We start from the raw sequence: 25240 nt of genomic DNA on the forward strand, positions 1-25240 counted from the left end.
TCAGCGAAGGGCACTGGCCAGTCGCCGCCACTGCTCGCGCGGGAACTCCCGCGGATCGGCGGTCAGCACCTGCACGCACACGTGGTCGGCGCCGGCGTCGTGATGCTGCTTAACGCGCTCCAGCACGGTCTGTTCGTCGCCCCAGGCGATGATCGCGTCGAACAACCGATCGCTGACCGTCGCCACGTCATCTTCGGTGAAGCCCGACCGCAACAGGTTGTTGGCATAGTTGGGCAGCGCCAGATACGAACGCAGCCAGTCGGTTCCGAGCGCGCGGGCCTCGTCGGCGTCGGTGGTGAGCAGCACCGTCTGCTCGGGGAGCAGCAGCGGGCCCTCGCCGAGCTGCTCGCGGGCATAGCGCGTGTGATCCGGGGTGACCAGATAGGGGTGCGCGCCGCGCGCCCTGGTCGCGGAGAGTTCGAGCATCTTGGGACCCAGGGCCGCGAGTACCCGGTTGGCGACCGGAACCGGCTGGGGGGTCGCATCGATGTCGTCGAGGTACTTGCGGGTCGCCGCGAGTGGCTTGCGGTAGAGCCCCGGTTCTTTCGAATCGATCAACGGGGCATGGCTGACCCCGATGCCCAACAGGAAGCGCTCGCCGTGGCTGTCGGTCAGCGACGCGTAGCGAGCGGCCACGTCGGCGGGCTCGTGCATCCAGAGGTTGAGGATTCCGGTGGCGATCACCACCTGCTTGGTCGCCGAGAGCAGGTGCTCCACCGAATCGAGGACCGGCCCGCCGACGTCGGGGATCCACAGGGCCGAGAACCCGAGGTCCTCCAGCTCCGCGGCGGCCTCGGCCGCTTCACCCTGGTCGCCGTAGCGCAGCTGCGAACTCCAGATACCGAAGCCTGCCAGGTCCATGAACGATCCCTTCGAAAGGTGTTTGCCCGTACTCGACGCCTTCACGTTACGTAGCGGCCGCCGCCTCATAGGCGACCGGTAGGGTTAGGCGACCCTTACCCACCGCTAGACCTGGAGGGTGCATGACCGCTGTGCAACCCGCGCCCGCCATCGAGACGGGTTCCCCCGAAACCCCGGCCGATGCGGCCAAGCGCGCAGCCACCTACGACAAGCTCGCGCTGCAGCAGCTGCTCGCGCCCACCCGGGCGCGTTCGTCGCGGGCACAGCGGTACCAGCTGCTGGCCTCGGCGGCGACGATCGTGCCGTTCATCGGCATCGTGGAGATCGGCCGTGAACTGCTCGCCGACGGGCCGCCGGACACCGCCAGGCTCTGGACCGTCGTCGCCATCGTGGTCGTCGCGCTGCTGGTGCGCACGCTCGCCGGCGGTGCCGCGCTCACGATCACCCACTTCGCCGACGTCGATCTGCAGCGGTCGTTGCGGCTGCGGATCGTCGACAAGCTGGGCCGGTTGCCGCTGGGCTGGTTCGGCAGCAAGTCGTCGGGCGAGGTGAACAAGGCCGTCCAGAACGACGTCGGCGAACTGCACTTCCTGGTCGCCCATTCGGCGGTGGAGAACACCGGCGCGCTGGCCACCCCGCTGTTCGGCCTCATCTACTGCTTCTACCTCGACTGGCGCCTGGGCCTGCTGGCAATGGCCACCGTGCCGTTCTACATCGGCATCTACCTCGCGCTGGGGCGCGACTCCCGGATGCAGATGGAACGGCTCGACCAGGGCGTCGAACGGATCAGCGCCACCATCGTCGAGTTCATCGCCGGGGTGTCGGTGGTCAAGACGTTCGGCCAGGCCGGCAAGGCGCACAAGCGTTTCGCCGACGCCGCCGACGAGTTCAACGAGAGCTTCGCGGGATGGATCGGACCGCTGGTTCGGGTCAAGGCGGTGTCGTCGGTCTTCATCGACACCCCGGCGCTGCTGCTGGCCAACCTGGTCGGCGGATACTGGTTCGTCCGCAGCGGCTGGGTCAGCCCGATCGAGGTGCTGGGTTCGACGCTGGTCGCGGTGACCATCCCGGCGGCCGTGCTGACTGTCGGCTACTCCACGCACATCAAACGCCAGGCCGCGGCCGCCGCCGGACGCCTGCAGCGCCTGTTGGACACACCCGTGCTGCCCGTCGCGCGCGAACCGCAGGTACCGCAGGACAATTCGATCCGGTTCGAGGACGTCCGGTTCTCCTACGACGGCGAGAACACCGTCCTGCACGACGTGTCGCTCACACTCGGAGCCGGGACCATCACCGCGCTGGTCGGGCCCTCGGGCAGCGGCAAGTCGACGCTGGCCACGCTCGTGCCGCGCTTTCACGACGTCACCGCGGGCGCGGTGCGCGTCGGTGGTGTCGACGTCCGCGACATCGCGCCCGCCGAGCTGTACCGGCACGTCGGGTTCGTGCTGCAGGACGTGCAACTGCTCGGCATCAGCGTCGCCGACAACATCCGCCTCGGCCGCGCCGACGCCACCGACGAGGACGTCGTCGCCGCGGCCAAGGCCGCCCGCATCCACGACCGGATCCTGCAGCTGCCAAGGGGATATGACTCCGTCATCGACGAGGACGCGCACTTCTCCGGTGGTGAAGCTCAGCGCGTGAGCATCGCGCGCGCCGTGCTGGCCGATACGCCGATCCTGGTGCTCGACGAGGCGACCGCCTTCGCCGATCCCGATTCGGAGGCCCAGATCCAAGAGGCGTTGTCGCGGCTGATCGTCGGGCGCACCGTGCTGGTCATCGCCCACCGGCTCGGCTCGATCGTGTCCGCCGACAACGTGGTCGTGCTGGATCAGGGACGGGTCGCCGAACAAGGCAGCCATGACGAACTGCTCGCCGCGGGCGGGCAGTACGCGCGCATGTGGCAGTCCTACACGGCAGGGCACGCACGGGAATGGGAGGTGGCCCGATGATCCGGGGCTTTCTGCAGATCCTCGGCCCGCAGCGGGGCCGGATGTTCAGTTTCCTGGCGGTGGTGACCGTCTACGGCATCCTGCACGGCCTGGTGATGCTGCTCCTGGTGCCGGTGACGGTGTCGCTGTTCGACGGCGACTACGCCGCCACCGGCCGCTGGCTGGGCCTGATGGCGGTTACCGTGCTGGTCGCGTCGGTGCTCAGCTACGTTCAAGCCAAACTCGCGATCCGCATGGCGCTGACCACGATGCGGCTGCTGCACCACCGGCTCGGTGACCACATGGTGACCCTGCCGCTGGGATGGTTCAGCCGCGAGACGGTCGGCAAGGTGTCCCAGATCGCGGTCAAGGGAACAGTTTTCGTCGGCACCAGCGGCGGAAATCTGGTCACCCCGCTGGTGGTCAACACCGTCAGCGCGGTGACCGTGGTGGCCGGCCTGTTCTACTTCGACTGGCGGATCGGGCTCGTCGCTCTGGTCGGCGGTGTGCTGCTGGTGATGTGCGGGCGGTTCGCCTCCCGGCTGATCGCCGGCGCCGAGGTGCGCACCCACGATGCGGCGATCGAGGTCAACAACCGGGTGATCGAGTTCGCGCGCTACCAACCCGTGCTGCGGGCCTTCGGACGCACCGGGGCCGACTACACGCCGCTTGGCGACGCGCTACAAACCCAGCATCGCGCCGGACGCGCCGCACTGTGGCAGTCGGTGACCGGGCTGCTTCTGAACGGCGTTGCGGTGCAGGCGGTTTTCTCGACGCTGATCGCGGCGGGTGTGTGGATCGCGGTGCAGGGCGACATCAACCCCGTCACGCTGGTGGCCATCCTCGGGCTCGCCGCCCGGTTCGCCTCACCGCTGTCGCAGCTGGCCGAACTCGGGTCCGCGGTCAGGCTGGCGACCGCGGAGTTGGAGCGCATCACCTCCATCCTCGACACCCCGTCGTTGGCCGAGCCGGCCACCGCGAGCGCGCTTCCGGCGCCCGGGCGCGTCGAGCTCGACCGTGTCGCGTTCGGCTACTCGGATCGCAAGGTGCTCACGGACGTCAGTTTCGTCGCCGAACCGGGCACGATGACCGCGCTGGTCGGCCCGTCGGGCTCGGGGAAGTCGACGATCACCAAGCTGATCGCGCGCTTCTACGACGTCGACGGCGGCGTGGTCCGGGTCGGGGGCGTCGACGTGCGCGACCAACTCACCGCGGACCTGATGGCGCAACTGTCTCTGGTCTTCCAGGACGTGTACCTGTTCGACGACACGCTGTGGGAGAACATCCGCATCGGGCGGCCCGACGCCGACGATGCCGCCATCGTGGAGGCGGCTCGCACCGCGGGCCTGTTGTCGGTCGTCGAGCGCCTGCCCGACGGCTGGCAGGCCCGGGTCGGTGAAGGCGGTTCGGCGCTCTCGGGCGGCGAACGGCAGCGGGTGTCGATCGCGCGGGCGCTGGTCAAGAACGCGCCCATCGTGCTGTTCGACGAGGCCACCAGCGCGCTGGACCCGCAGAACGAACATCACGTCGCCGAGTCCATCCGGACGCTGGCCCAACACAGCACCGTCATCGTGGTCGCACACAAGCTGTCCACGGTTACCGCCGCCGACAACATCGTGGTGCTCTCGGCCGACGGCACGGTCGAGGACCAGGGCAGCCATGCCGAGCTGATGGCCCGCGGCGGCCAGTACGCGCAGTTCTGGAACCAACGCGTTACCGCCAGCGGGTGGGTGATGGCCGCCGCGAAGGGATAACTGCGTTCGCGCACCTCAGACCCGGTACAACCACGCGAAGCAGCGAAGCCGACAGGACCGGGATGCCCCTTACCGGAGGGGCGACGTAGGCGTGCCCGGGGCGCGAAGGATAGGGTAACCTCACTTCCGATTTAGGACAGCCTGCGCTAATCACACGGAGGAATTCATGAGTGTTTTCACCGCGGAATCGCAGGCACGCTCATCGCACCTGTCCGGTCTTCGACGCCACCCCGACGCGACTCCGACGCGATGATCGACGAACGGAGCCAGCTAACCTTCGCGCCCTGGATCAAACGCTCCGCGGGGCAGTCATCAGAGGGAGCGACCATCGTCTTCCCGCACGCCGGCGGGGCGGCCGCGGCCTACCGCGCGTTCGCCTCGGCGCTGGCCCGCACCGGTGACGACGCGTACGTGGTCCAGTACCCGCAGCGCGCGGACCGGCTCCGCCATCCCGCACCGGAGACGGTGCAGGATCTGGCCGCCGACCTCTTCGCCGCGGGGGACTGGTCCGAACTGGGACCGCTGCGCTTGTTCGGCCACTGCATGGGTGCGGTGACCGCGTTCGAGTTCGGCCGCGTGGCCGAGCGCAACGGCCTTCCCATCCGCCAGCTGTGGGTCTCGGCGAGCCAGGCCCCCTCGACCATCGCCACCTCACCGCGCCTGCCGACGGCCGCGACCGAAGTCGTCGCCAACATGGTCGACCTCGGCGGGACCGACCCTCGCCTGCTCGCCGACGAGGACTTCATCGAACTGCTCGTTCGCGCAGTGCGCGCGGACTACGAGGCGTTCAACCGCTACGCGTGCGAACCCGACATCCGCCTCACCGCCGACATACACACCATCGGTGGCCGCGACGATCACCGAATCAGCCCAGACATGTTGCGCGGATGGGAGACTCACACTCAGGGCGCCTTCACGCTGTCGTTGTTTGACGGTGGACACTTCTACATCAACGACCATCTCGACGCCGTCGCGGAGTTGGTCAATGCCGGTTAGCACGCCCGACGGCGTCAGCGAGGATCCGATCGTCATCGTGGGGATGGCGATCGAGGCGCCGGGAGGAATCGACACCGCCGAGGACTACTGGGATCTGTTGGTCAACCGCCGCGAGGGCCTGTGCCCGTTCCCGCGGGACCGCGGCTGGTCGGTCCGCGACATCCTCGACGGCTCGGCGCGCGACGGGTTCAAGCGCATCCACGATCTCGGCGGCTTCCTCGCTCGGGCAGCCGAATTCGATCCGGAGTTTTTCGGGATCTCACCGCGGGAAGCGGTCGCGATGGACCCGCAGCAGCGGGTCGCACTCCGGGTGGCGTGGCGGGCACTGGAGAACAGCGGCATCAACCCCGACGACCTCGCGGGCCACGACGCCGGCTGCTATGTGGGCGCTTCGGTGATGGGTTACGGCCCCGATCTGGCCGAATACTCCAACCTCACCGGGCATTTGATGTCGGGCACCGCGCTCGGTGTGATCTCGGGGCGCATCGCTTACACCCTCGGTCTGGCCGGGCCCGCGTTGACCATCGACACCTCGTGTTCGTCGACGCTGACCGCGATCCACACCGCTGCACAGTCGCTGCGGTCGGGAGACTGCGACCTGGCGCTGGCCGGCGGTGTCTGCGTGATGGGCTCAGCCGGCTTCTTCGTCGAATTCTCCAAACAACACGCGCTGTCCGACGACGGTCACTGCCGCCCTTACAGCGCGCAGGCCAGCGGAACCGTATGGGCCGAGGGCGCGGCCATGTTCGTCCTGCAGCGCCGGTCGCGCGCGCTGCGCGACGGACACCACGTTCTCGCCGAGTTGCGGGTGACCTGCCTCAACCAGGACGGCCGCTCCGTCGGGCTGACCGCACCGAGCGGCCCGGCGCAGGCGCGGTTGTTCGCTCGGGCCCTCGAACAGAGTGGTCTGCGTCCGCGCGACATCGGGATGGTCGAGGGGCACGGTACCGGCACCCGGCTCGGGGACCGCACCGAACTGATCTCGCTCGCCGGAACCTACGGCGCCACCGAACCCGGCCGAGGCCCGCTGCTCGGCTCGGTGAAGTCCAACCTCGGCCACACCCAGGCCGCCGCGGGGGGCCTCGGCCTGGCCAAAGCCCTGATCGCCGCCGAACACGGCGCCATCCCCGCCACCTTGCACACCGACGAGGCCAGCCGCGAAATCGACTGGGACAGCCAAGGATTGCGCCTGGCATCGGAGCTGACACCCTGGCCCGCCACCAACGGTGAGCGGTTCGCGGCGGTGACCGCGTTCGGCATGAGCGGCACCAACGCCCATGTGATCGTGTCGGTTCCGTCGAGCCGTCCCGAGGTGGCGTGATGGCCACCGGTTTCCCCGACGGCCGGGTGCCGGTCGTGTTGAGCGCGCACGCCGAGGAACTGCTGGCCGCCGACGCCGAGGCGATATTGCGCTACCTCGATCGCGAGCCCGACGTGGCGGCGGTGGCCGCAACCTTGCTGCGCACCCGGCGCGTACGCAGGCACCGCGCGGTCGTGCGCGCCGCCGGCACCGCCGAACTGGCCGAAGGGCTCCGAGCGATCGCCGACGGCGGTACGCACCCGCTGATGGCCCGCTCGTCGCAATCAACGGCGGCGCGAACGGCTTTCGTCTTCCCCGGACAGGGCAACCAATGGCCGTCCATGGGGGCGGACGCCTATCGGCGGTCTGCGGTGTATCGCACGCACGTCGACCGGTGCGCGGAGGCGTTCGTCGCCGCAGGCGAGCCGTCACCGCTGCCGTACCTGACGGCGGAGACCAACGGCGGGTCCTGGACGCAGACGCAGATCCAGTCAGCGCAGTTCACCCATGCCGTCGCGCTGGCCCAGATCTGGCGCTCATGCGGAATCACACCCGACCTGGTGGTCGGGCACAGCCTCGGTGAGGTCGCGGCCGCCCACGTCACCGGGACCATCACGCTGCCCGACGCGGCCGCTGTGGTCATCGCCCGAGCCAGGGCAGTCGAGCGGCTCTCCGGCGACTACGGCATGGCCGCGCTGGGGGTTTCACTGGCCGACGCCGAGCGGTTGATCGAATCGACGCCGGGATGGCTCGAGGTGTCGGCGGTCAACGCCGGCGCGTCGGTGGCGGTGTCGGGGGAGCGCGGGGCGATCAGCGCGCTCGTCGCGACCGCAACCGAGCACGGTCTGTTCGCGCGCGAACTGGACGTGAACTATCCCGGACACACCAGTGCGCTGGAGCGGCTGCGCGAGGACCTCCTCGCGATGCTCCCAGACACCGAGTTCGCCGATGCTCCAGTAGAGTTCATCGGCTCCACCACTGCCGACGTGGTGCCCGGGGGCACCGGGTTCACCTCATACTGGTACCAGAACCTGCGCAACACCGTGCGATTCGACAGGGCCGTCGCGGCCGCGGGTCGCCGCGGCGCCGCGGCGTACATCGAGATGTCGGCGCATCCGGCCCTGCTGTTTGCGCTGGGCGACCTGCTGGGCGACGAGGACCCACTGATCATCGGATCGGGGCATCGCGACCTTGCCGCCATCGACGCGCTGTCGGCCAGTATCGCCACCGTCGCGGTGGCCAACCCCGAATTTCGTTGGGCCGACCTGGTCGACGTCGCTGCGCAACCCCGGTTGCGCGGCTTCCCGAACGCGCCGATGCGGTCGGTGCGGCTGTGGGCACAACCGCAGCCGCTGGCTCCGGTCTACGGCCTCACCGTCGCCCGTGAGAAATGGGACGCCACCGCTGCGCGCTCAAAGGAGACCGCACAGCGCGTCGCCGTCGTCGAGCTTGCCGGCCCGCGCGGGTCGCTCGGTGCACAGCTGCGGACGGCGCTGCGGGACAACGGATCCGACGTGGTCGAACCGGCCGACGCCGAACTCGTCGTCGCCGTCGCACCCCTGCTCGACCATCCCGACGCCGAACGCGCGGCCCACGACATCTCCCAGCTCGTCGGAGAGGGCCTGCTTGATTACGTCGACGCGTCGGGACCGCACTGCCGCGCGGTCTGCCTCGTGACGGTCGGCGGTGAGCACGTCCAGCCGGGGGAGCCGGTCGCGTTGCCCGCGCAGACCGCCCTGGCGGCGATGCACCGCAGTCTCGGCTTCGAGCGACCCGAGCAGGCGTTTCGGCATCTCGACCTGCCTTCCTGGGAGCCCGACGACACCCTGGCCGCCGCGGCGGTCAGCGCACTTCTGTCCGGCGGCGACGAGGTTGCCGTGCGCGACGATGGTTCGGGTCCAGCGGTTTTCCTCCGCTCCGTCGGGGAGGCGATGGAGCCCGCACCCTCGTGGCTCTCGGTGTCCGGCGCGTTCGACGACGTCGTGATCACCGGCGGTAACGGCGCGGTGGCATTGCATTTCGCCGGGTATCTGGCCGCTCACGGGGCACGCCGCATCGTGCTGCTCAGCCGCCGCGGTGTCGACGCCGCCACCAAGGCCGAACTCGCCGCGATCGCGCCGGGCCTCGACGTGGTCGCGCCGCGGTGTGACATCACCTCTACCGAGGAGATGGCCGCGGCGGCCGAGGAGTTCGGCGCCGACGGTGCGTCCCTGCTCATCCATGCCGCGGGCGCGGCGGCCTTCGCCGATCGGGACGAGCTCACGCCGGAGACGTTCACTGAGGCGGCCGCCGCGAAGATCGGCGGGCTGGCCAGGGCGACCGAGCTCTGGCCGATGCGCCGGGACGGTCGAATCCTGGTGTGCTCCTCGGTGTCCGGAGTGTGGGGTGGACGCGGACACGCCGCATACTCGGCCGCCAACCGGATACTCGACGTGATGGCGGGCCAGCTGCGGGCCAAGGGCCAACGCTGTGTGGCCGCCAGGTACGGACTGTGGCGCGGCAGCGGTATCGCCGACGCAGACGAGGTGACCAAGATCGAGCGGTCCGGGCTGCTGGCGATGTCCCCGGACGCCGCCGTCGAGGCCAGCGTGCGCGACCACGGCGAGGATCCGCTGCTGTTCAGCGCCGACCAGGCCCGCTTGCGGGTGTTCTTGGGGAGCCGAACGGCCGAGCATGCCGAGACAACCGCGGCCACAACCGAACCGGCGGGCGACACCACGGCGGTGGTGACGTCGGAGCTGGGTGCGGTGCTCAACATCGAGGCGAGCTCGATCGACCTCGAGACATCGCTGCTCGACCTGGGGGTCGACTCGCTCCTGGCTTTGGATCTGCGTAAACGGCTGCAACGGGCGACCGGACACAAGGTGTCGCTGGCGGTCCTGCTCGGCGGCGTCACCGGCGGCGAACTCATCGCCGACCTCGACAGCAAAGAACGATCAGAGAAGGTGGACAACGCGTGACTGACACGGTCGATATCCGCGAGCAGGTGGAGGACCGCCGGCTGGAGCTGTTGCGCCGCAAGCTCGCCGAGCGGGGTCTGCGCGGTGAGAACACCTCGACCGGCGAACAAGACGGACTGTCCGACGGCCAGCGCCGCATGTGGTTCGTCCAAGCGGCCGACCCGACCGGGGTGATCCTCAACATCTGCCTGTCCTACCGGCTCACCGGCGACCTCGATGTCGCCCGGTTGCACGACGCCGTCAACGCGGTCGCCGCGCGTCACGCCGCGCTGCGCACCACCTACGGCGTCGACGAAGACGGCGAACCACAACCGAGCGTCCACGACGACCTGACCCCGGGCTGGACCGTGCACGACCTGACCGAGCTGTCCGAGCATGCGCGCCGGCTGCGCTTGGAGGTGCTGGCCCAGCGCGAATTCTGCGCCCCCTTCGATCTGAGCACCGACTCGCCGCTGCGGCTCACCGTTGTGCGCACCGCGCCCGACGAACACGTCATGTTGCTCGTGGCGCACCACATCGCCTGGGACGACGGCTGCTGGCCGGTCTTCTTCGGCGATCTCACGCGCGCGTACGCCGGTGAGGCCTTGGCGCCCGCGGTCACACCACCGTCGCACGCGCTGGGTCCGGTCGACGAGGACCTGGACTACTGGCGCAAGACGCTCGCCGACCCGCCGGAGCCGCTGGAGCTGCCCGGACCGAACGGCTCTGCGGTGCCGACGAACTGGCGTTCGCAGCGGCTGACGCTGCAGTTGCCGGATGCGACGGTCGAGCGGATCGCCGCGCTGGCCAAGGAGGCGGGCGCGACGCCGTACATGGTGCTGCTGGCCGCCTTCGGGGTACTGATGCAGCGCTACACCCATGCCGACGACTTCCTGGTCGCCGCACCGGTGCTCAACCGCACCGCTGAGACCGAGGACGTGATCGGGTACTACGGCAACACGGTGGCGCTGCGCCTGCGCCCAGGCGCTCACGAGAGCTTCCGCGACGTCCTCGCACACGCCCGCGACACCGCGGTCGGTGCGTTCGCCCATCAGCGCGTGAACCTGGACAGGGTGGTGCGCGAACTGAACCCTGACCGCCGCCACGGTGTGGAGCGGATGACGCGGGTGACCTTCGGCGCGCGCGGCGCCGACTCGCAGGGGTTCAACCCGCCCGGAATCACCTGCCGCCGAGCCGAATTACGCGGTCATCTCACCCAGCTGCCCTTGGGCTTCATGGTGGAGTTCGACGCACCCGGGATCGTGGTGGAGGCCGAGTACCGCGTCGAGATCCTCGACGCGCCGCTGGTGCGCCAGCTGCTCGAGCACTACGCGGTGCTGCTCGACGACGCGCTGCAGCGCCCCGATCTCCCCGTCAACGAACTCGAACTGATGGCGCCCGAAGACGTCGAATGGTTGCGCCGGGTCTCGGCAGGAGAAGAATTCGACACCGTCCCGTCGACCATGACGGCTCTGGTGGAGGCGCAGGCGGCACGCACACCCGACGCCGTCGCCGTGGTCTACGAGGGACGCAACTACACCTACCGCGAGGTCAACGAGTCGGCGAACCGGTTGGCGCACTGGCTGATCGAGCGTGGCATCGGCACCGAGGATCGTGTGGCGGTGCTGCTGGACCGCTCACCGGAGCTGGTGATCACCGCGCTCGGCGTGATCAAGGCGGGCGCGGTGTATCAGCCTGTCGACCCGACCTACCCCGAGGACCGACTGACGTTCATCCTGTCGGACTCCGATCCGAAACTGGCCATCCGCGAACCGATCACCGACCTCGACCGGTTCCCGACCACCAACCCCACCGACGCCGAGCGCGTCCGCCCGCTGTACCCGGAGAGCACCGCCTACCTGATCTACACCTCGGGTTCGACCGGTCTGCCCAAGGGCGTCCCGGTGGCCCACAAGCCCGTCGCCGAGTATTTCGTCTGGTTCAAGGGCGACTACGGGATCGACGACAGCGAGCGGTTGCTGCAGGTCGCCTCGCCGAGCTTCGACGTCTCGATCGCCGAGATCTTCGGCATGCTCGCGTGCGGCGGTCGGCTGGTCATTCCGCGCCCGGACGGGCTTCGCGACGTCGGCTACCTCACCGACTTGCTGCACGACGAGGGCATCACCTCAATGCATTTCGTGCCCTCGCTGCTGGGCCTGTTCCTGTCGCTGCCCGGCGTCAACCAGTGGCGGACCCTGCAACGGGTGCCCATCGGCGGCGAGGCGCTGCCCGGTGAGCTGGCCGACAAGTTCCACGCCACATTCGACGCGCTGCTGCACAACTTCTACGGCCCGACCGAGACCGTCATCAACGCGAGCCGGTACAAGGTCGAGGGTAAGCAGGGCACCCGCATCGTGCCCATCGGCAAGCCCAAGATCAACACCCAGATCCACCTGCTCGACGACGCCCTGCGGCCTGTCCTGGTCGGGGTGATCGGCGAGATCTACATCGGCGGAACCCATGTCGCGCACGGTTATCACGACCGGCCCAAGCTGACCGCGGAGCGGTTCGTCGCCGACCCGTTCAACCCCGGAGGCCGGCTCTACCGATCGGGTGACCTGGCCCGCCGCAACGCAGACGGCGACATCGAGTTCGTCGGTCGCGCCGATGAGCAGGTCAAGATCCGCGGGTTCCGCATCGAACTCGGCGAGGTGGCCGCGGCGATCTCCGTCGACCCGAGCGTCGGCCAGGCGGTCGTGGTGGTCAGCGACCTGCCCGGGGTGGGCAAGAGTCTCGTCGGCTACGTCACGCCGGCCGAGGACATCGAATCGGTGGATGTCGAGCGGATCCGCAACCGGGTCGCCGCCGCCCTGCCGGAGTACATGACCCCGGCGGCCTACGTCGTGCTCGACGAGATCCCGATCACCGCCCACGGCAAGATCGACCGGGCGGCGCTACCCGAACCTGACATCGACTCCGGCGCGGCGTTCCGCGAGCCGGCCGACGGTACCGAACGCCGGATCGCCGACCTGTTCGCCGAACTGCTGGAACGCGACCGCATCGGCGCCGACGACTCGTTCTTCGACCTCGGCGGCCACTCGCTGCTGGCCACCAAACTCGTTGCCGGGGTGCGCAGTGCGTTCAACGTCGACATCGGTGTGCGCGAGGTCTTCGAATTGGGCACCGTGGCCGCCCTGGCGCAACGGATCGACTCGTCATCGACCGCCGGCGGCCCCACCCGCCCCAGGCTGGTCCCCGTCCCACACGACGGGCCGCTGCTCATGTCGGCCTCGCAGCTGCGGATGTGGTTCCAGTACCGCATCGACGGACCGAGCCCGGTCAACAACATCCCGTTCGCGGCCCGCATCAACGGGCCCTGCGACGCCGACGCGTTCGTGCGCGCGGTGCGCGACGTGGTGGCCCGGCACGAGGTGCTGCGCACGACCTACCGCGAAATCGACGGTGCGCCATATCAGATCGTCAACGACGAACTGGAGGTCGCGGTGCGCCGCGCCCACGGCGCCGACGACGACTGGCTGGACGCCGAGCTCGGCAAGGAGCGCAGGCACGTCTTCGACCTGGAAGCCGACCCACCCGTTCGCGCGGCCGTGCTCGCAACGCCGGAGGTGCACGTGGTCTCGCTGGTGGTGCATCACATCGCCGCCGACCACTGGTCGGCGATGGTGTTGTTCACCGACCTGCTGACGGCCTACCGGGCCAGGCGCGCCGGTGAGGCACCGGGTTTCGCGCCGCTGCCGGTCCAGTACGCGGACTACGCGGCGTGGCAGGCGGCCCTGCTCGGCGAAACCGACGGGCCCGTCGCCGCGCAGCGCGACTACTGGCGCGAGCAGTTGGCCGGTCTGCACGAGGATCCGGGCCTGACCCCGGATTTCCCGCGCCCGCCGGTGCTCAGCGGGGAGGGGGACGCTATCGAGTTCGGTATCGACGCCGCCACCCGCGGCAAGCTCGCCGAACTGAGCCAGGAGCTCGGCGTCACCGAGTTCATGCTGCTGCAGGCGGCCGTGGCAGTCGCGCTGCACAAAGCCGGTGAGCGCCCGGACATTCCGCTGGGCACCCCGGTCGCGGGCCGCACCGAGGCCGAACTCGACCAGCTCGTCGGCTTCTTCATCAACATCGTGGTGCTGCGCAACGATCTGACCGACAACCCGACGCTGCGCGAGGTGCTGCGCCGGGCCCGCGACACCGCGCTTTCTGCCTACGCCCACCAGGACCTGCCGTTCGACCAGGTGGTCGATGCGGTCAGCCCGGCGCGGTCGCTGTCGCGCAACCCCTTGTTCGGTGTCGTTGTGCACGTGCGGGAGGCGCTGCCCGCCGACCAGGTGATCGAATCACGGCCCGACGACGACACCACGTTCACCGCGCTCGAGCCCCCGTTCGACGTCGCGCACGCCGACCTGTCGGTGAACTTCTTCGGCGCCGACGACTGCTACCGCGGCCACGTCATCTACCGCACCGACCTGTATCGGCGCAGCACCGCCGAACGGTTCGTCGGGTGGCTGAATCGTGTGCTGGCCGCCTTCGCCGACGATCCCGGTCAACGGGTGCGCGACGTGCAGATCGCCGACGGCCAAGAGCGCCGGCTGGTGCAGCGGTTCAGCGCGGCGGCATCGGCCAGCGTGCTCGACGGCTGGCGCGACCCGGTCGCGATCGGCGTGGTCGGCGACGTCTACGAGCACGTCGTCGACGAGACCGGCGCCGACCTGCGTGCGACCGGCAGACGTGGGCGCTGGACCGCCGACGGTGAACTGGAGTACATCGAGGCCGTCGAGGCGCGTCGCCCGGCGACGCCTGCCGGGCCGGCCGAACCCGTGCGCACCGAAACCGAGCGCGTGCTGGCATCGCTGCTCGCCGAGGTCGTCAACGTGGCCGAGGTGAACCGCACCGACGACTTCTTCGAGCTCGGTGGCGATTCCATCCTCGCGGTTCAGCTCGCCGCCCGGGCGCGCGATGTCGGGCTGACGGTCACTGCGCGAATGGTGTTCGAGCACCCCACGATCCACGAACTGGCTGCCAAGGTGGACGGTGGCGCGGAGACGGAGACACCCGACGTCTATCACGAGCCGATGGCGGCCTCGGGCCTGTCGGCCGACGAACTGGCGGCGGTCACGTCGATGTGGTCGGCGTCCCAAGAGGGCGCGCCGTGACCTCGACGCAGGCCGAACCGAAGGTCGCCATCGAGGACGTGATGGCGCTCAGCCCGCTGCAGCAGGGGCTGTTCTCGCTGGCGCAGCTGAGCAGCGCCGAAGACGGCGGCGAGGACCCGTATGTCATCACCATGGCGGCCGATGTCACCGGATCGCTCGACGCGGGCCTACTGCGCGAGTGCGCGGCCACGATGCTCGCCCGCCACCCCAACCTGCGGGCGAGTTTCGTTCGGGCGCAGAGCAAACCGGTCCAGATTGTGCCGAACCGCGTCGACGTACCGTGGCGTCACATCACCGTGGCGGCCGACGAGGTCGAGGCGCTCGAGACCGATGAATATCGCAGGCCGTTCAACCTCGCGCGCGGACCGGCGATCCGGTTCCTGTTGATCGAGGTGCCCGAATCGCACTGGCGGTTCGTCGTCGTGGCCCACCACATCATCATCGACGGGTGGTCGCTGCCGCTGTTCGTCGGCGAGCTGATCTCGCTGTACCGCTCGGGCGGCGATCCGTCCGTACTACCACCGCCGCCGCGCCCCTACCGCGACTACATCGGCTGGCTGGCCGGCCGCGATCAGGAGACCAGCCGCGCGCTGTGGCGTGAGCACCTCGCCGGCCTCGACGGCCCGACGCTCGTCACACCCGCCCTCACCTCCGGGGAGCCGCCCACCGGTGAACCGCACCGTACCGAGCTGCGCCTGGATCGGGACGCTACGCAGCAGTTGGCCGAGGCCGCCCGGTCCCGCGGTGTCACGGTCAACACCCTGGTCCAGATGGCTTGGGCCGCAGTGCTCTCGGCGTTCACCGACCGCTCCGATGTGGTGTTCGGCGTGACGGTGTCCGGACGCCCCGGCGAGTTGGCCGGCGTGGAGACCATGGTCGGGCTTTTCATCAACACGGTGCCGCTGCGGGTCCGGCTGGACCCGACGGCCCGAGTGGGCGCCCAATGCGTTTCGCTGCAACGCGAAGCGGCCAAGCTGCGCGACCACGGATACCTGCCCCACAACGAACTGCGGGCCCTGGGTGGCATCGGCGAGATGTACGACACCCTTCTCGTGTACGAGAACTTCCCGCCCGGCGGCCTGGTCGGTGGCGGTGACTTCGAGGCCAACGGCGCGATATTCCGGCCTGCTGCGCTGGAGAGCGTGTCGCACTTCCCGGTCACCATTGCCGCGCACATGATCGACGACCAGCTCACTGTCCTGGTCGAAGTCGTCGAAGGGGCGCTGGGCCAGATGACTCCCGAGTCGCTCGGGCATCGGTTGCTCACCACCACACAGCGACTGATCACCGGCTGGGATCGGTCGCTGCGCGACGTCAGTGTCCTGCTCGACGGCGAGGGCGCGATCGCAACCGCCGAGCCCGCGCCGGCGAGCGAGCATCTCGGCGTGCACAGCGCGTTCGCCGAAGCCGCGAGCGCGCGGTTGGGTTCACCGGCGCTGAGTTGGTCCGGCGGTGAGTTGACCTACCGACAGCTCGACGAGGCGGCCGATCGGCTCGCCACCGTGCTGGTGGCCAAGGGTGTAATCGCCGAAACGCCTGTTGCGATCCGCCTTTCGCGAGGACCGCAGTATGTCGTCGCGATGCTGGCGGTGCTCAAGGCAGGCGGTGTGATCGTGCCGCTGGACCCGGGGATGCCCGCCGAGCGGATCGCCGACATCCTCGACCAGTGCGCTGCGACCGTCGTCGTCGACGATGCGATGCTCGCAGAGGTGCCGTCCGAGACCGCCCAGGACTTCCGGCCGGTGACCGCGCTGCCGGGTCAGGCCGCGTACATGGTGTTCACCTCCGGCACCACCGGCAGGCCCAAAGGTGTCATCGGAACCCATCAGGCGCTGCTGGCCTACGCCGAGGACCACGCCCGAAATGTGCTGCGCCCCGCGGCGGCTCGGTTGCGTCATCCGCTGCGGGTGGCGCACGCCTGGTCGTTCACGTTCGACGCCGCATGGCAGCCGCTGGCCGCCCTGCTCGACGGGCATGCGGTGCACATCGTCGACGATCACATCCAGCGTGACGCCGAGGCGCTGGTCGAGACGATCGGCCGGTACGGGATCGACCTGATCGACACCACCCCGTCGATGTTCGCCCAGCTGCACGCGGTCGGACTGCTGACGACGGTGCCGCTCGGGGTGCTCGCACTCGGCGGCGAGGCCGTCGGCATCCCGGCGTGGAACCTGATCCGCGACGAGTGCGCGCGTACCGGCATGGCGGCCTACAACTGTTACGGCCCAACCGAAACCACCGTCGAAGCAGTCGTCGCCACGATCGCCGAACACGACCAACCGACCATCGGGCATCCCACGTCGCCCAGCAGGGCCTACGTGCTGGACTCGTGGCTGCGGCCGGTACCCGACGGTGTGCCGGGCGAGTTGTACCTGTCGGGCGGCCAACTGACCCGCGGCTATCTGGGTCGGTTCGGCGAGACCGCCTGCCGGTTCGTCGCCGACCCGTTCGGGCACGGCGAGCGCATGTACCGGACCGGCGACGTGGTGCGGCGCCAACCCGACGGCGCGCTGGAGTTCCTCGGGCGCTCCGACGCACAGGTGAAGATCCGCGGCTTCCGGGTGGAGCCGAGCGAGATCTCGGCGGTCCTGCACACCCACCCCGCGGTGCGCCACGCCCACGTGGTGGTGCGCCAGCAACGGTGGGGCGCACGACTGGTGGCGTTCGTCGCCGCCGAACCCGCGCCCGCGGCCTCCGAGTTGCGCGCCATGGTGTCAAAACGCCTGCCGCGCTACATGGTTCCGCACTCGATCGTGGTCATCGACCAGATGCCGCTGACCACGCATGGCAAGGTCGACGAGGCCGCACTGAACGCGATCGCCGTCGCCGAGGGGCCCTCGACCGCGCCGGAGACCGAGACCGAGAAGGCGCTGGCCGCCGTGCTCTGCCAGTTGCTTGAAAGCCCCGACGCCACCACCATCGATGTCAACGCGGACCTTCTGGCCCTCGGCCTGGACAGCATCGTCGCGCTGTCGGTGGTGCAGGCCGCCCGCAGGCGCGGAATTCCGTTGCGCGCCAGGCTGATGCTGGAGTGCGCGACATTGCGTGAGCTCGCCGAGGCCATCGAGAACGAGTCGGCGCTCGCCGAGCACGACGACGACCCCGATGGTCCGACGCCCGTGCTGCCCAGCGCGCACTGGCTCTACGAACGCGGCGAACCGCGACGGTTGGGGCAGACCGAGGCGATCCGGTTGCCCGACGGCGTCACCCGAGAAACACTCGAGCAGATTCTGCGCGCCGTGGTCGGCGGACATCCGATACTGCGAAGCCGTATCGACCGGCAGACGATGACGCTCGTCGAGCACGAGCCACAAGATCTGCTGACCGAGGTGCCCGTAGACGACGACACGGACGAAGCCCTCGTCGCAGCCGTAGCCGAACACGCCCATCGGTCGGTGGAACGCCTTGACCCCGAACAGGGTTCGCTGCTCGCCGCGGTGTGGCTGCACCCGCCCAGCGGGCCCGGCATCCTGCTGCTGACCGCCCATGTGCTGGCCGCGGACCCGGCGTCCTGGCGGATCCTGTTGGCCGAACTCGACGCGGCCTGGCACACCATCGCATCGGGCCGCGAACCGGCACCCATCCGCGAGCACACCACCTACCGGCGCTGGTCGAGGCTGCTGCGCGAGCGGGCGTACACGCTTGACACGGCCGACTTCTGGGCGGCTCAACTCGACGGCGAGGACCCACCGCTCGGCGCCCGCAGGCTGCGCCCGCAGACCGATCGGGTCGGCGACGTCGTCGTCTCGATGGCGGTGACCGACACAGACCTCACCCTGCGGTTGCTCAACGCGTCCGAACCCGCGCCGCACCTGCTGGCTGCCGCGGCGGCGCGCACCGTCACCCGCTGGCGGCTGCACCGCGGCCAGGACACCCCGCCGCCGCTGTTGGCCCTGGAGACCCACGGCCGCGCCGACAACCTGATCGACACCGTCGACACCTCCGACACCGTCGGCCTGCTCACCGCGATCTACCCGCTGCGTGTGCAGACCGCCCGCGATGTCGGCGAGATACCCGGTGACGGCATCGATTACGGGCTGCTGCGCTATCTGCGGCCCGACACCGCCGAACGCCTGGCGGCGCTGCCCGAACCGCAGGTGTTGCTCAACTTCCTGGGCCGGGTGCACGCGGGGTTCGACGGCGGTGCGCTGCGTCCGGACCGGACATTGCTGGGGGGGGTGTCGCCGCTGCCCGAACCGCGGCTGGCGGTCCGGCACGAATTGACCGTGCTCGCCGCCGTGCTCGGCGACAGCGACGCGCCGGTGCTGGGCACGCAATGGCGCACGCTTCCCGAGATTCTGTCCGCCGACGATGTCGCCGCACTGCAGACGATGTGGCTGGAATCGCTACGAGAGGTCGTTTCATGAGCCGGACGCTTGCGGTGGTGGGTGCGGGCGCCAAGGCCGTCGCCGTCGCCGCCAAGGCCGCCGAACTTCGCGACATGGGCATCGACGTGCCCGAGGTCGTCGCCGTCGAGAAGACCGGCGTGGCCGCCAACTGGCAGGCCGACGGCGGCTGGACCGACGGGCAGCACCGGTTGGGCACGAGCCCGGAGAAGGACGTCGGCTTCCCGTACCGCTCAGCCCTGGTGCCGCGGCGCAACGCCGAACTCGACGAGCGCATGACGCAGCACAGCTGGCAGCAGTACCTGATCTCGACGGGCCAGTTCGCCGAGTGGGTCGACCGCGGACGGCCCGCCCCCACCCATCGCAGGTGGAGCCAGTACCTGCGCTGGGTCGCGGGCAACGTCGAGATGAACGTGGTCCGCGGCGAGGTGCGCGGCATCTCGGTCGACACCGAATCGGGCGAGCCGCGGTGGGCGCTGCGGACGCCCGACCGCACCGTGACGGCCGATGGCCTGATGATCACGGGTCCCGGTCAGCCGGAGCGCTCGATCCTGCCGGGCAATCCGCGGGTGCTGTCGATCGCGCAGTTCTGGCATCGCGCGGCGCAGTACGAGCTGATCCGCGCCGAACGCGTGGCGGTCATCGGCGGGGGAGAGACCGCGGCGTCGATGCTCAACGAGCTGTTCCGGCATCGTGTTTCGACGATCACGGTGATCTCGCCGCAGGTGACCCTGTTCACCCGAGGCGAAGGATTCTTCGAGAACACGCTGTTCTCCGACCCCACCGGCTGGACCAGCCTGACCATGACGGAGCGCCGCGACGCGCTGTTGCGGACCGACCGCGGGGTGTTCTCCGCCCGCGTACAGGAGGCGCTGCTCGCCGACGACCGGATCCGCCACCTGCGGGGTCGGGTCGCGCACGCGGTCGCCCGCGAAGGCCGTATCCGGTTGACGCTGAGCACAACTCAGGGCGGCGAATCGCTCGAGACAGTGCACGGTTTCGACCTGGTCATCGACGGCTCGGGCGCTGACGCGATGTGGTTCGTGCCACTGCTCGGCCAGGACGCATTGGATCTGCTGGAACTCGGCCTCGGCGCGCCGCTGACCCCGGATGTGCTGCAGGAGGCCATCGGCGACGACCTCGCCGTCTCCGGGTTGCGGCCCAAGCTCTTCCTGCCGGGTCTGTCGGGACTTACGCAGGGGCCGGGCTTTCCCAACCTGTCGTGCCTGGGCCTGTTGTCGGACCGCATCCTCGGCGCCGACCTGGGCGAGGCCACCGGCGCGTCACCGAAAGGACATGAGCGTCAATCAGTTCGGTGACGCGGTTCTAGACCTGTCGCGCCTGGGCCCACGCGTCAGCCGGGGACGGAACGTCCATGTCGAACACGCGCGCGTGCAGCACCGTGCGGTTGCGCAACGCGGCCCGCACCGCGCGGTGCAACCCGTCTTCGAGGTAGATGATGCCCTTCCACCGCACCGCGTGCGGGAACAGGTCGCCGTAGAACGTCGAATCCTCGGAGAGCAGTCGGTCGAGCGCGAGCACCGTGGTGGTGGTGACCAACTCGTCGAGGCGGATCTGGCGCGGGGGGATCTGCGCCCATTGGCGGTGAGACAACCCGTGCTCGGGGTAGGGCCTACCCTCCCTGACTCCCTTGAAGATCATCGGGCCAGCGTCCTTCGAGTCGTCCCCCGAGTCCTCCCCGGACTGTGACAACAAGAAGCAAGGCTAATGCACCGCGATCGCGCCTGTTGCACGTGTCGAAGAGCCGCGCACGCGCTATCGGCGCTGTTGGTGCCCCTAAAATGGGTGACAACGCGATTCGAGGGGTAGGTGAGCAGACATGGGTAGTGCCGACGACCGCCGGTTCGAGGTGCTGCGCGCGATCGTCGCCGACTTCGTGGCCACCAAGGAGCCGATCGGGTCGAAGACGCTCGTCGAGCGGCACAACCTCGGGGTGTCCAGTGCGACCGTGCGCAACGACATGGCGGTGCTGGAGGCCGAGGGCTACATCGCCCAGCCCCACACCAGCTCCGGGCGCGTGCCCACCGAGAAGGGCTACCGCGAGTTCGTCGACAGGATCGACGACATCAAACCGCTGTCGTCGTCGGAGCGCCGCGCGATCCTGTCGTTCCTCGAATCCGGCGTCGATCTCGATGATGTGTTGCGCCGCGCCGTGCGCCTGCTCGCGCAGCTGACGCGCCAGGTCGCGATCGTGCAGTACCCGACGCTGTCCACCTCCACGGTGCGCCACCTCGAAGTGGTCGCGCTCACCCCGGCCAAGCTGCTGCTGGTGGTGATCACCGACACCGGCCGGGTGGACCAGCGCATGGTCGAGCTGGGCGACACGCTCGATGAGCACGACGTGAGCAAGCTGCGTGACCTGCTCGGTCAGGCCCTGGAGGGCAAACCGCTGGCGGCCGCATCGGTGGCCGTCGCAGACCTGGCCTCCCAGCTGCACGGGCACGGCGGGCTCGCCGACGCGGTCGGCCGGTCGGCCACCGTGCTGGTCGAGACGCTCGTCGAGCACCGCGAGGAACGGCTGCTGCTGGGCGGCACCGCCAACCTCACCCGCAACACCGCCGACTTCGGCGGCTCCCTGCGATCGGTGCTCGAGGCGCTCGAGGAGCAGGTGGTGGTGCTGCGGCTGCTGGCGGCGCAGCAGGAGGCCGGCAAGGTGACCGTGCGCATCGGCCACGAAACCGAGGCCGAGGAGATGGCCGGTACGTCGGTGGTGACGACCGCGTACGGCAGTTCGGGCAAGGTGTACGGCGGCATGGGTGTGTTAGGGCCCACCCGAATGGACTATCCGGGAACTATCGCTAATGTCGCTGCGGTTGCTCTCTATATCGGGGAAGTCTTAGGCAGCCGGTAGACCCGGCACAGGTGGAAGGTCAGGCAAGTCAGCGTGGCACGCGACTATTACGGGCTGCTCGGCGTGAGCAAGGGCGCGTCGGATGCGGAGATCAAGCGCGCCTATCGCAGGTTGGCGCGCGAACTGCATCCCGACGTCAATCCGGACGAGGCTGCTCAGGCCCGGTTCAAGGACATCAGCGCCGCCTACGAGGTGCTCAGCGATCCGGAGAAGCGCCGCATTGTCGATCTCGGCGGTGACCCGCTGGAGTCGGCGGCGAACGGAGCCGGTTTCTCCGGTGGCTTCGGGGGCCTGGGCGACGTGTTCGAGGCGTTCTTCGGCGGCGGCGCGACCACCCGCGGGCCGATCGGCCGGGTGCGGCCAGGGTCGGATTCGCTGCTGCGGATGCGGTTGGACCTGTCGGAGTGTGCGACCGGCGTGACCAAGCAGGTCACTGTCGACACCGCGGTGCTGTGCGACCTGTGCCACGGCAAGGGCACACACGGCAACTCCGCCCCGATGGCCTGCGATACCTGCGGCGGTCGCGGCGAGATCCAGACGGTGCAGCGCTCCCTGCTGGGCCAGGTCATGACGTCGCGGCCCTGCCCGGTGTGCGGCGGCGTCGGCGAGGTCATCCCGGACCCCTGCCACCGTTGCGGCGGCGACGGCCGCGTGCGCGCCCGCCGGGAGATCAGCGTGAAGATCCCGGCAGGCGTCGGCGACGGCATGCGGGTGCGGTTGGCGGCACAGGGCGAGGTCGGACCGGGCGGGGGACCCGCGGGCGACCTGTACGTCGAGGTGCACGAGCAGCCGCACGCCACCTTCCTGCGCGACGGCGACGATCTGCACTGCACCGTCTCGGTGCCGATGGTCGACGCGGCGCTGGGCACCTCCGTCACCGTCGACGCGATCCTCGACGGGCCGACCGAGATCGCGATCCCCTCCGGCACACAGCCCGGCGCCATCGTCACGCTGCGCGGTCACGGCATGCCCCATCTGCGCTCCGGGGTCCGCGGTGACCTGCACGCCCACATCGATGTCGTGGTGCCGTCGCGGCTGGACAACGAGGACGCCGAACTGCTGCGCAAGCTCAAGGCCAAGCGCGCCCGCGACGTCGCCGAGGTGCGCTCGGCGCAGCCGACGGCCGCCAGCGGCGGCGGGCTGTTCAACCGGCTGCGTGAGACGTTCAGCGGCCGCTGACGGTCGTGATCCCGCTCGGATGACGACCCGGCCACAGATTTCGACCCGGACGCCTCGGTAAACGCCGATGTCCGCGGCGCTGTTCTACGTCGACGCCCTGCCTGGGGTCGGTGAGCTCGCGGTCGTCGAGGGCGACGAGGGCTTCCACGCCGCCAATGTGCGCCGCATCCGGCCCGGTGAGCGCCTGCAGCTCAGCGACGGCGCCGGAGAGCTGGCGCACTGCGAGGTCGACGAGGTGGCGAAGGGCAGGTTGACGGCGCGGGTGCTGGACCGGCGCTTCGTGCCGCCCCCGTCACCGACCGTGACCGTCGTGCAGGCGCTGCCCAAGTCGGATCGCTCGGAGTTGGCGATCGAATTGGCCACCGAGGCGGGCGCGGACGCGTTCGTGGCCTGGCAGGCCGGCCGATGCGTGGCCCGGTGGGACTCGGGGGCCAAGGCCAAAAAAGGTCTGCGCCGCTGGAGTGCGGTGGCCCGCTCGGCGGCCCGACAGTCGCGGCGGGCCCGCATCCCCGAGGTCAGCGGCCCGGTCTCGACGACCCAGTTGGTCGACCGACTCGGGGACCGGGACGCCGTCGTGCTCGCGCTGCACGAATCGGCGACCCAGCGACTCGCCGATGTGCCGGTCACCGCAGCCGATGCGGTGGTCGTGGTCGTGGGACCGGAAGGCGGCATCGCCGACGACGAGCTGGCCGCGCTCTGCGATGCAGGTGCGACGGCCGTGCGGCTGGGGCCCACGGTGCTGCGGACCTCCACCGCCGCGGCGGTCGCGCTGGGGGCGCTGGGCGTGCTGACCGATCGGTGGTCGTGATGGGCGGGCGCCTTATCCATTGGGTCGTGTCGCTGACCAGCGGTAAACTGTGAACAGACATCAGCAACGGCCAGGCCAGAACCAGAAAGCAGGCACTGAACCCTCTTGACGCCCCGCGAGACGACCGCTGACTCTGATCAGTCTTCTGAGTCGGTACGCAGCAGCATCAACATTCCGCCCGACCTCGTCGTGGGCCTATTGGGTTCCGCCGACGAGAATCTGCGCGCGCTCGAGCGCATCCTGGCGGCCGACATCCATGTGCGCGGCAACGCGCTGACCCTGTCCGGTGAACCCGCCGACGTCGCGCTCGCCGAACGGGTGATCTCCGAGCTGATCGCGATCGTGTCCAACGGCCAGGCGCTGAACCCCGACGTCGTGCGGCACAGCGTCGGGATGCTCACCGGCACCGGCAACGAGTCGCCCGCCGAGGTGCTCACCCTCGACATCCTGTCGCGGCGCGGTAAGACCATCCGGCCCAAGACGCTGAACCAGAAGCGCTACGTCGACGCCATCGACGCGCACACCATCGTGTTCGGCATCGGTCCCGCGGGCACCGGCAAGACGTATCTGGCGATGGCCAAGGCCGTCAACGCTTTACAGTCCAAGCAGGTGTCGAGGATCATCCTCACTCGGCCGGCCGTCGAGGCCGGTGAGCGGCTCGGCTTCCTGCCCGGCACGCTGAGCGAGAAGATCGACCCGTATCTGCGCCCGCTCTACGACGCGCTGCACGACATGATGGACCCCGAGCTGATCCCGAAGTTGATGAGCGCCGGGGTGATCGAGGTCGCGCCGCTGGCGTACATGAGGGGCCGCACGATTAGCGATGCCTTCATCATCCTCGACGAGGCGCAGAACACCACCGCCGAGCAGATGAAGATGTTTTTGACCCGGCTGGGCTTCAACTCGAAAATCGTTGTGACGGGCGATATCACGCAGGTCGACCTGCCCGGCGGGGCCGCTTCGGGCCTGCACGCGGCGATGCGGATCCTCGACGGCATCGACGACATCCACTTCGCCGAGCTCACCAGCGCCGACGTCGTGCGGCACCGGCTGGTGTCGGAGATCGTCGACGCGTACGCGCGACACGACGAGCCCACGCAGCTGAACCGGGCCCAGCGCCGCGCCTCCGGCGGCCGAGCCCGACGGTAGCGG

At 69.5% G+C, this 25240-nt stretch carries 14 protein-coding genes; 12 read left to right on the forward strand and 2 right to left on the reverse strand.

The window, feature by feature from the left end:
- Positions 1 to 861 (reverse strand): LLM class F420-dependent oxidoreductase, encoded by an 861-nt coding sequence (locus tag CEX88_RS04495; RefSeq protein WP_094292523.1) that lies wholly within the window; start codon positions 859 to 861, stop codon positions 1 to 3.
- 122 nt (positions 862 to 983) lie between these two features.
- Here CEX88_RS04495 and CEX88_RS04500 point away from each other — a divergent pair, with 122 nt between their 5' ends.
- The 8 genes from CEX88_RS04500 to mbtG all read left to right on the forward strand — a co-directional run bounded on the left by CEX88_RS04500 (position 984) and on the right by mbtG (position 20548).
- Complete coding sequence (locus CEX88_RS04500) at positions 984 to 2810, forward strand: ABC transporter ATP-binding protein (protein ID WP_094292524.1); 1827 nt, start codon at positions 984 to 986, stop codon at positions 2808 to 2810.
- Positions 2807 to 4543, forward strand: coding sequence for an ABC transporter ATP-binding protein (locus tag CEX88_RS04505; RefSeq protein WP_094292577.1), 1737 nt, complete (start codon positions 2807 to 2809; stop codon positions 4541 to 4543). The genes CEX88_RS04500 and CEX88_RS04505 overlap by 4 nt, the downstream gene beginning before the upstream one ends.
- 249 nt (positions 4544 to 4792) lie before the next feature.
- Positions 4793 to 5539 carry a thioesterase II family protein gene (locus tag CEX88_RS04510; RefSeq protein WP_094292525.1) on the forward strand — a complete coding sequence of 249 codons (747 nt, stop codon included), beginning with the start codon at positions 4793 to 4795 and terminating at the stop codon, positions 5537 to 5539.
- Positions 5529 to 6860 (forward strand): beta-ketoacyl [acyl carrier protein] synthase domain-containing protein, encoded by a 1332-nt coding sequence (locus CEX88_RS04515; protein ID WP_094292526.1) that lies wholly within the window; start codon positions 5529 to 5531, stop codon positions 6858 to 6860. Before CEX88_RS04510 ends, CEX88_RS04515 begins: the two co-directional genes overlap by 11 nt.
- Positions 6860 to 9799, forward strand: coding sequence for a mycobactin polyketide synthase MbtD (gene mbtD / locus CEX88_RS04520; protein WP_094292527.1), 2940 nt, complete (start codon positions 6860 to 6862; stop codon positions 9797 to 9799). The genes CEX88_RS04515 and mbtD overlap by 1 nt, the downstream gene beginning before the upstream one ends.
- Positions 9796 to 14883, forward strand: a complete 5088-nt coding sequence (locus CEX88_RS04525; RefSeq protein WP_094292528.1) for a non-ribosomal peptide synthetase — start codon at positions 9796 to 9798, stop codon at positions 14881 to 14883. Before mbtD ends, CEX88_RS04525 begins: the two co-directional genes overlap by 4 nt.
- A gap of 41 nt (positions 14884 to 14924) precedes the next feature.
- Positions 14925 to 19250 (forward strand): non-ribosomal peptide synthetase, encoded by a 4326-nt coding sequence (locus CEX88_RS04530; RefSeq protein WP_094292578.1) that lies wholly within the window; start codon positions 14925 to 14927, stop codon positions 19248 to 19250.
- Entirely contained in the window at positions 19247 to 20548 is a 1302-nt protein-coding gene (mbtG, locus tag CEX88_RS04535) for an NADPH-dependent L-lysine N(6)-monooxygenase MbtG (RefSeq protein WP_094292529.1), read from the forward strand. The genes CEX88_RS04530 and mbtG overlap by 4 nt, the downstream gene beginning before the upstream one ends.
- A gap of 7 nt (positions 20549 to 20555) precedes the next feature.
- Here the strand turns inward: mbtG and CEX88_RS04540 are convergent, their stop codons facing one another.
- Complete coding sequence (locus CEX88_RS04540; protein WP_094292530.1) at positions 20556 to 20891, reverse strand: type II toxin-antitoxin system VapB family antitoxin; 336 nt, start codon at positions 20889 to 20891, stop codon at positions 20556 to 20558.
- Positions 20892 to 21069: 178 nt separating this feature from the next.
- On the opposite strand from CEX88_RS04540, the gene hrcA reads away from it, so the two are divergent.
- The 4 genes from hrcA to CEX88_RS04560 all read left to right on the forward strand — a co-directional run bounded on the left by hrcA (position 21070) and on the right by CEX88_RS04560 (position 25237).
- Positions 21070 to 22101 (forward strand): heat-inducible transcriptional repressor HrcA, encoded by a 1032-nt coding sequence (gene hrcA, locus CEX88_RS04545; protein WP_064398940.1) that lies wholly within the window; start codon positions 21070 to 21072, stop codon positions 22099 to 22101.
- A gap of 33 nt (positions 22102 to 22134) precedes the next feature.
- Entirely contained in the window at positions 22135 to 23280 is a 1146-nt protein-coding gene (dnaJ, locus tag CEX88_RS04550) for a molecular chaperone DnaJ (RefSeq protein WP_066841695.1), read from the forward strand.
- Between the two features lie 67 nt (positions 23281 to 23347).
- Entirely contained in the window at positions 23348 to 24088 is a 741-nt protein-coding gene (locus CEX88_RS04555) for a 16S rRNA (uracil(1498)-N(3))-methyltransferase (protein WP_094292531.1), read from the forward strand.
- Positions 24089 to 24193: 105 nt separating this feature from the next.
- Positions 24194 to 25237, forward strand: coding sequence for a PhoH family protein (locus CEX88_RS04560; RefSeq protein WP_064419604.1), 1044 nt, complete (start codon positions 24194 to 24196; stop codon positions 25235 to 25237).
- Positions 25238 to 25240: the final 3 nt, after the last annotated feature.

The sequence above is a fragment of the Mycobacterium neumannii genome, assembly GCF_002245615.1.
GTDB classification, from domain to species: domain Bacteria; phylum Actinomycetota; class Actinomycetes; order Mycobacteriales; family Mycobacteriaceae; genus Mycobacterium; species Mycobacterium neumannii_A.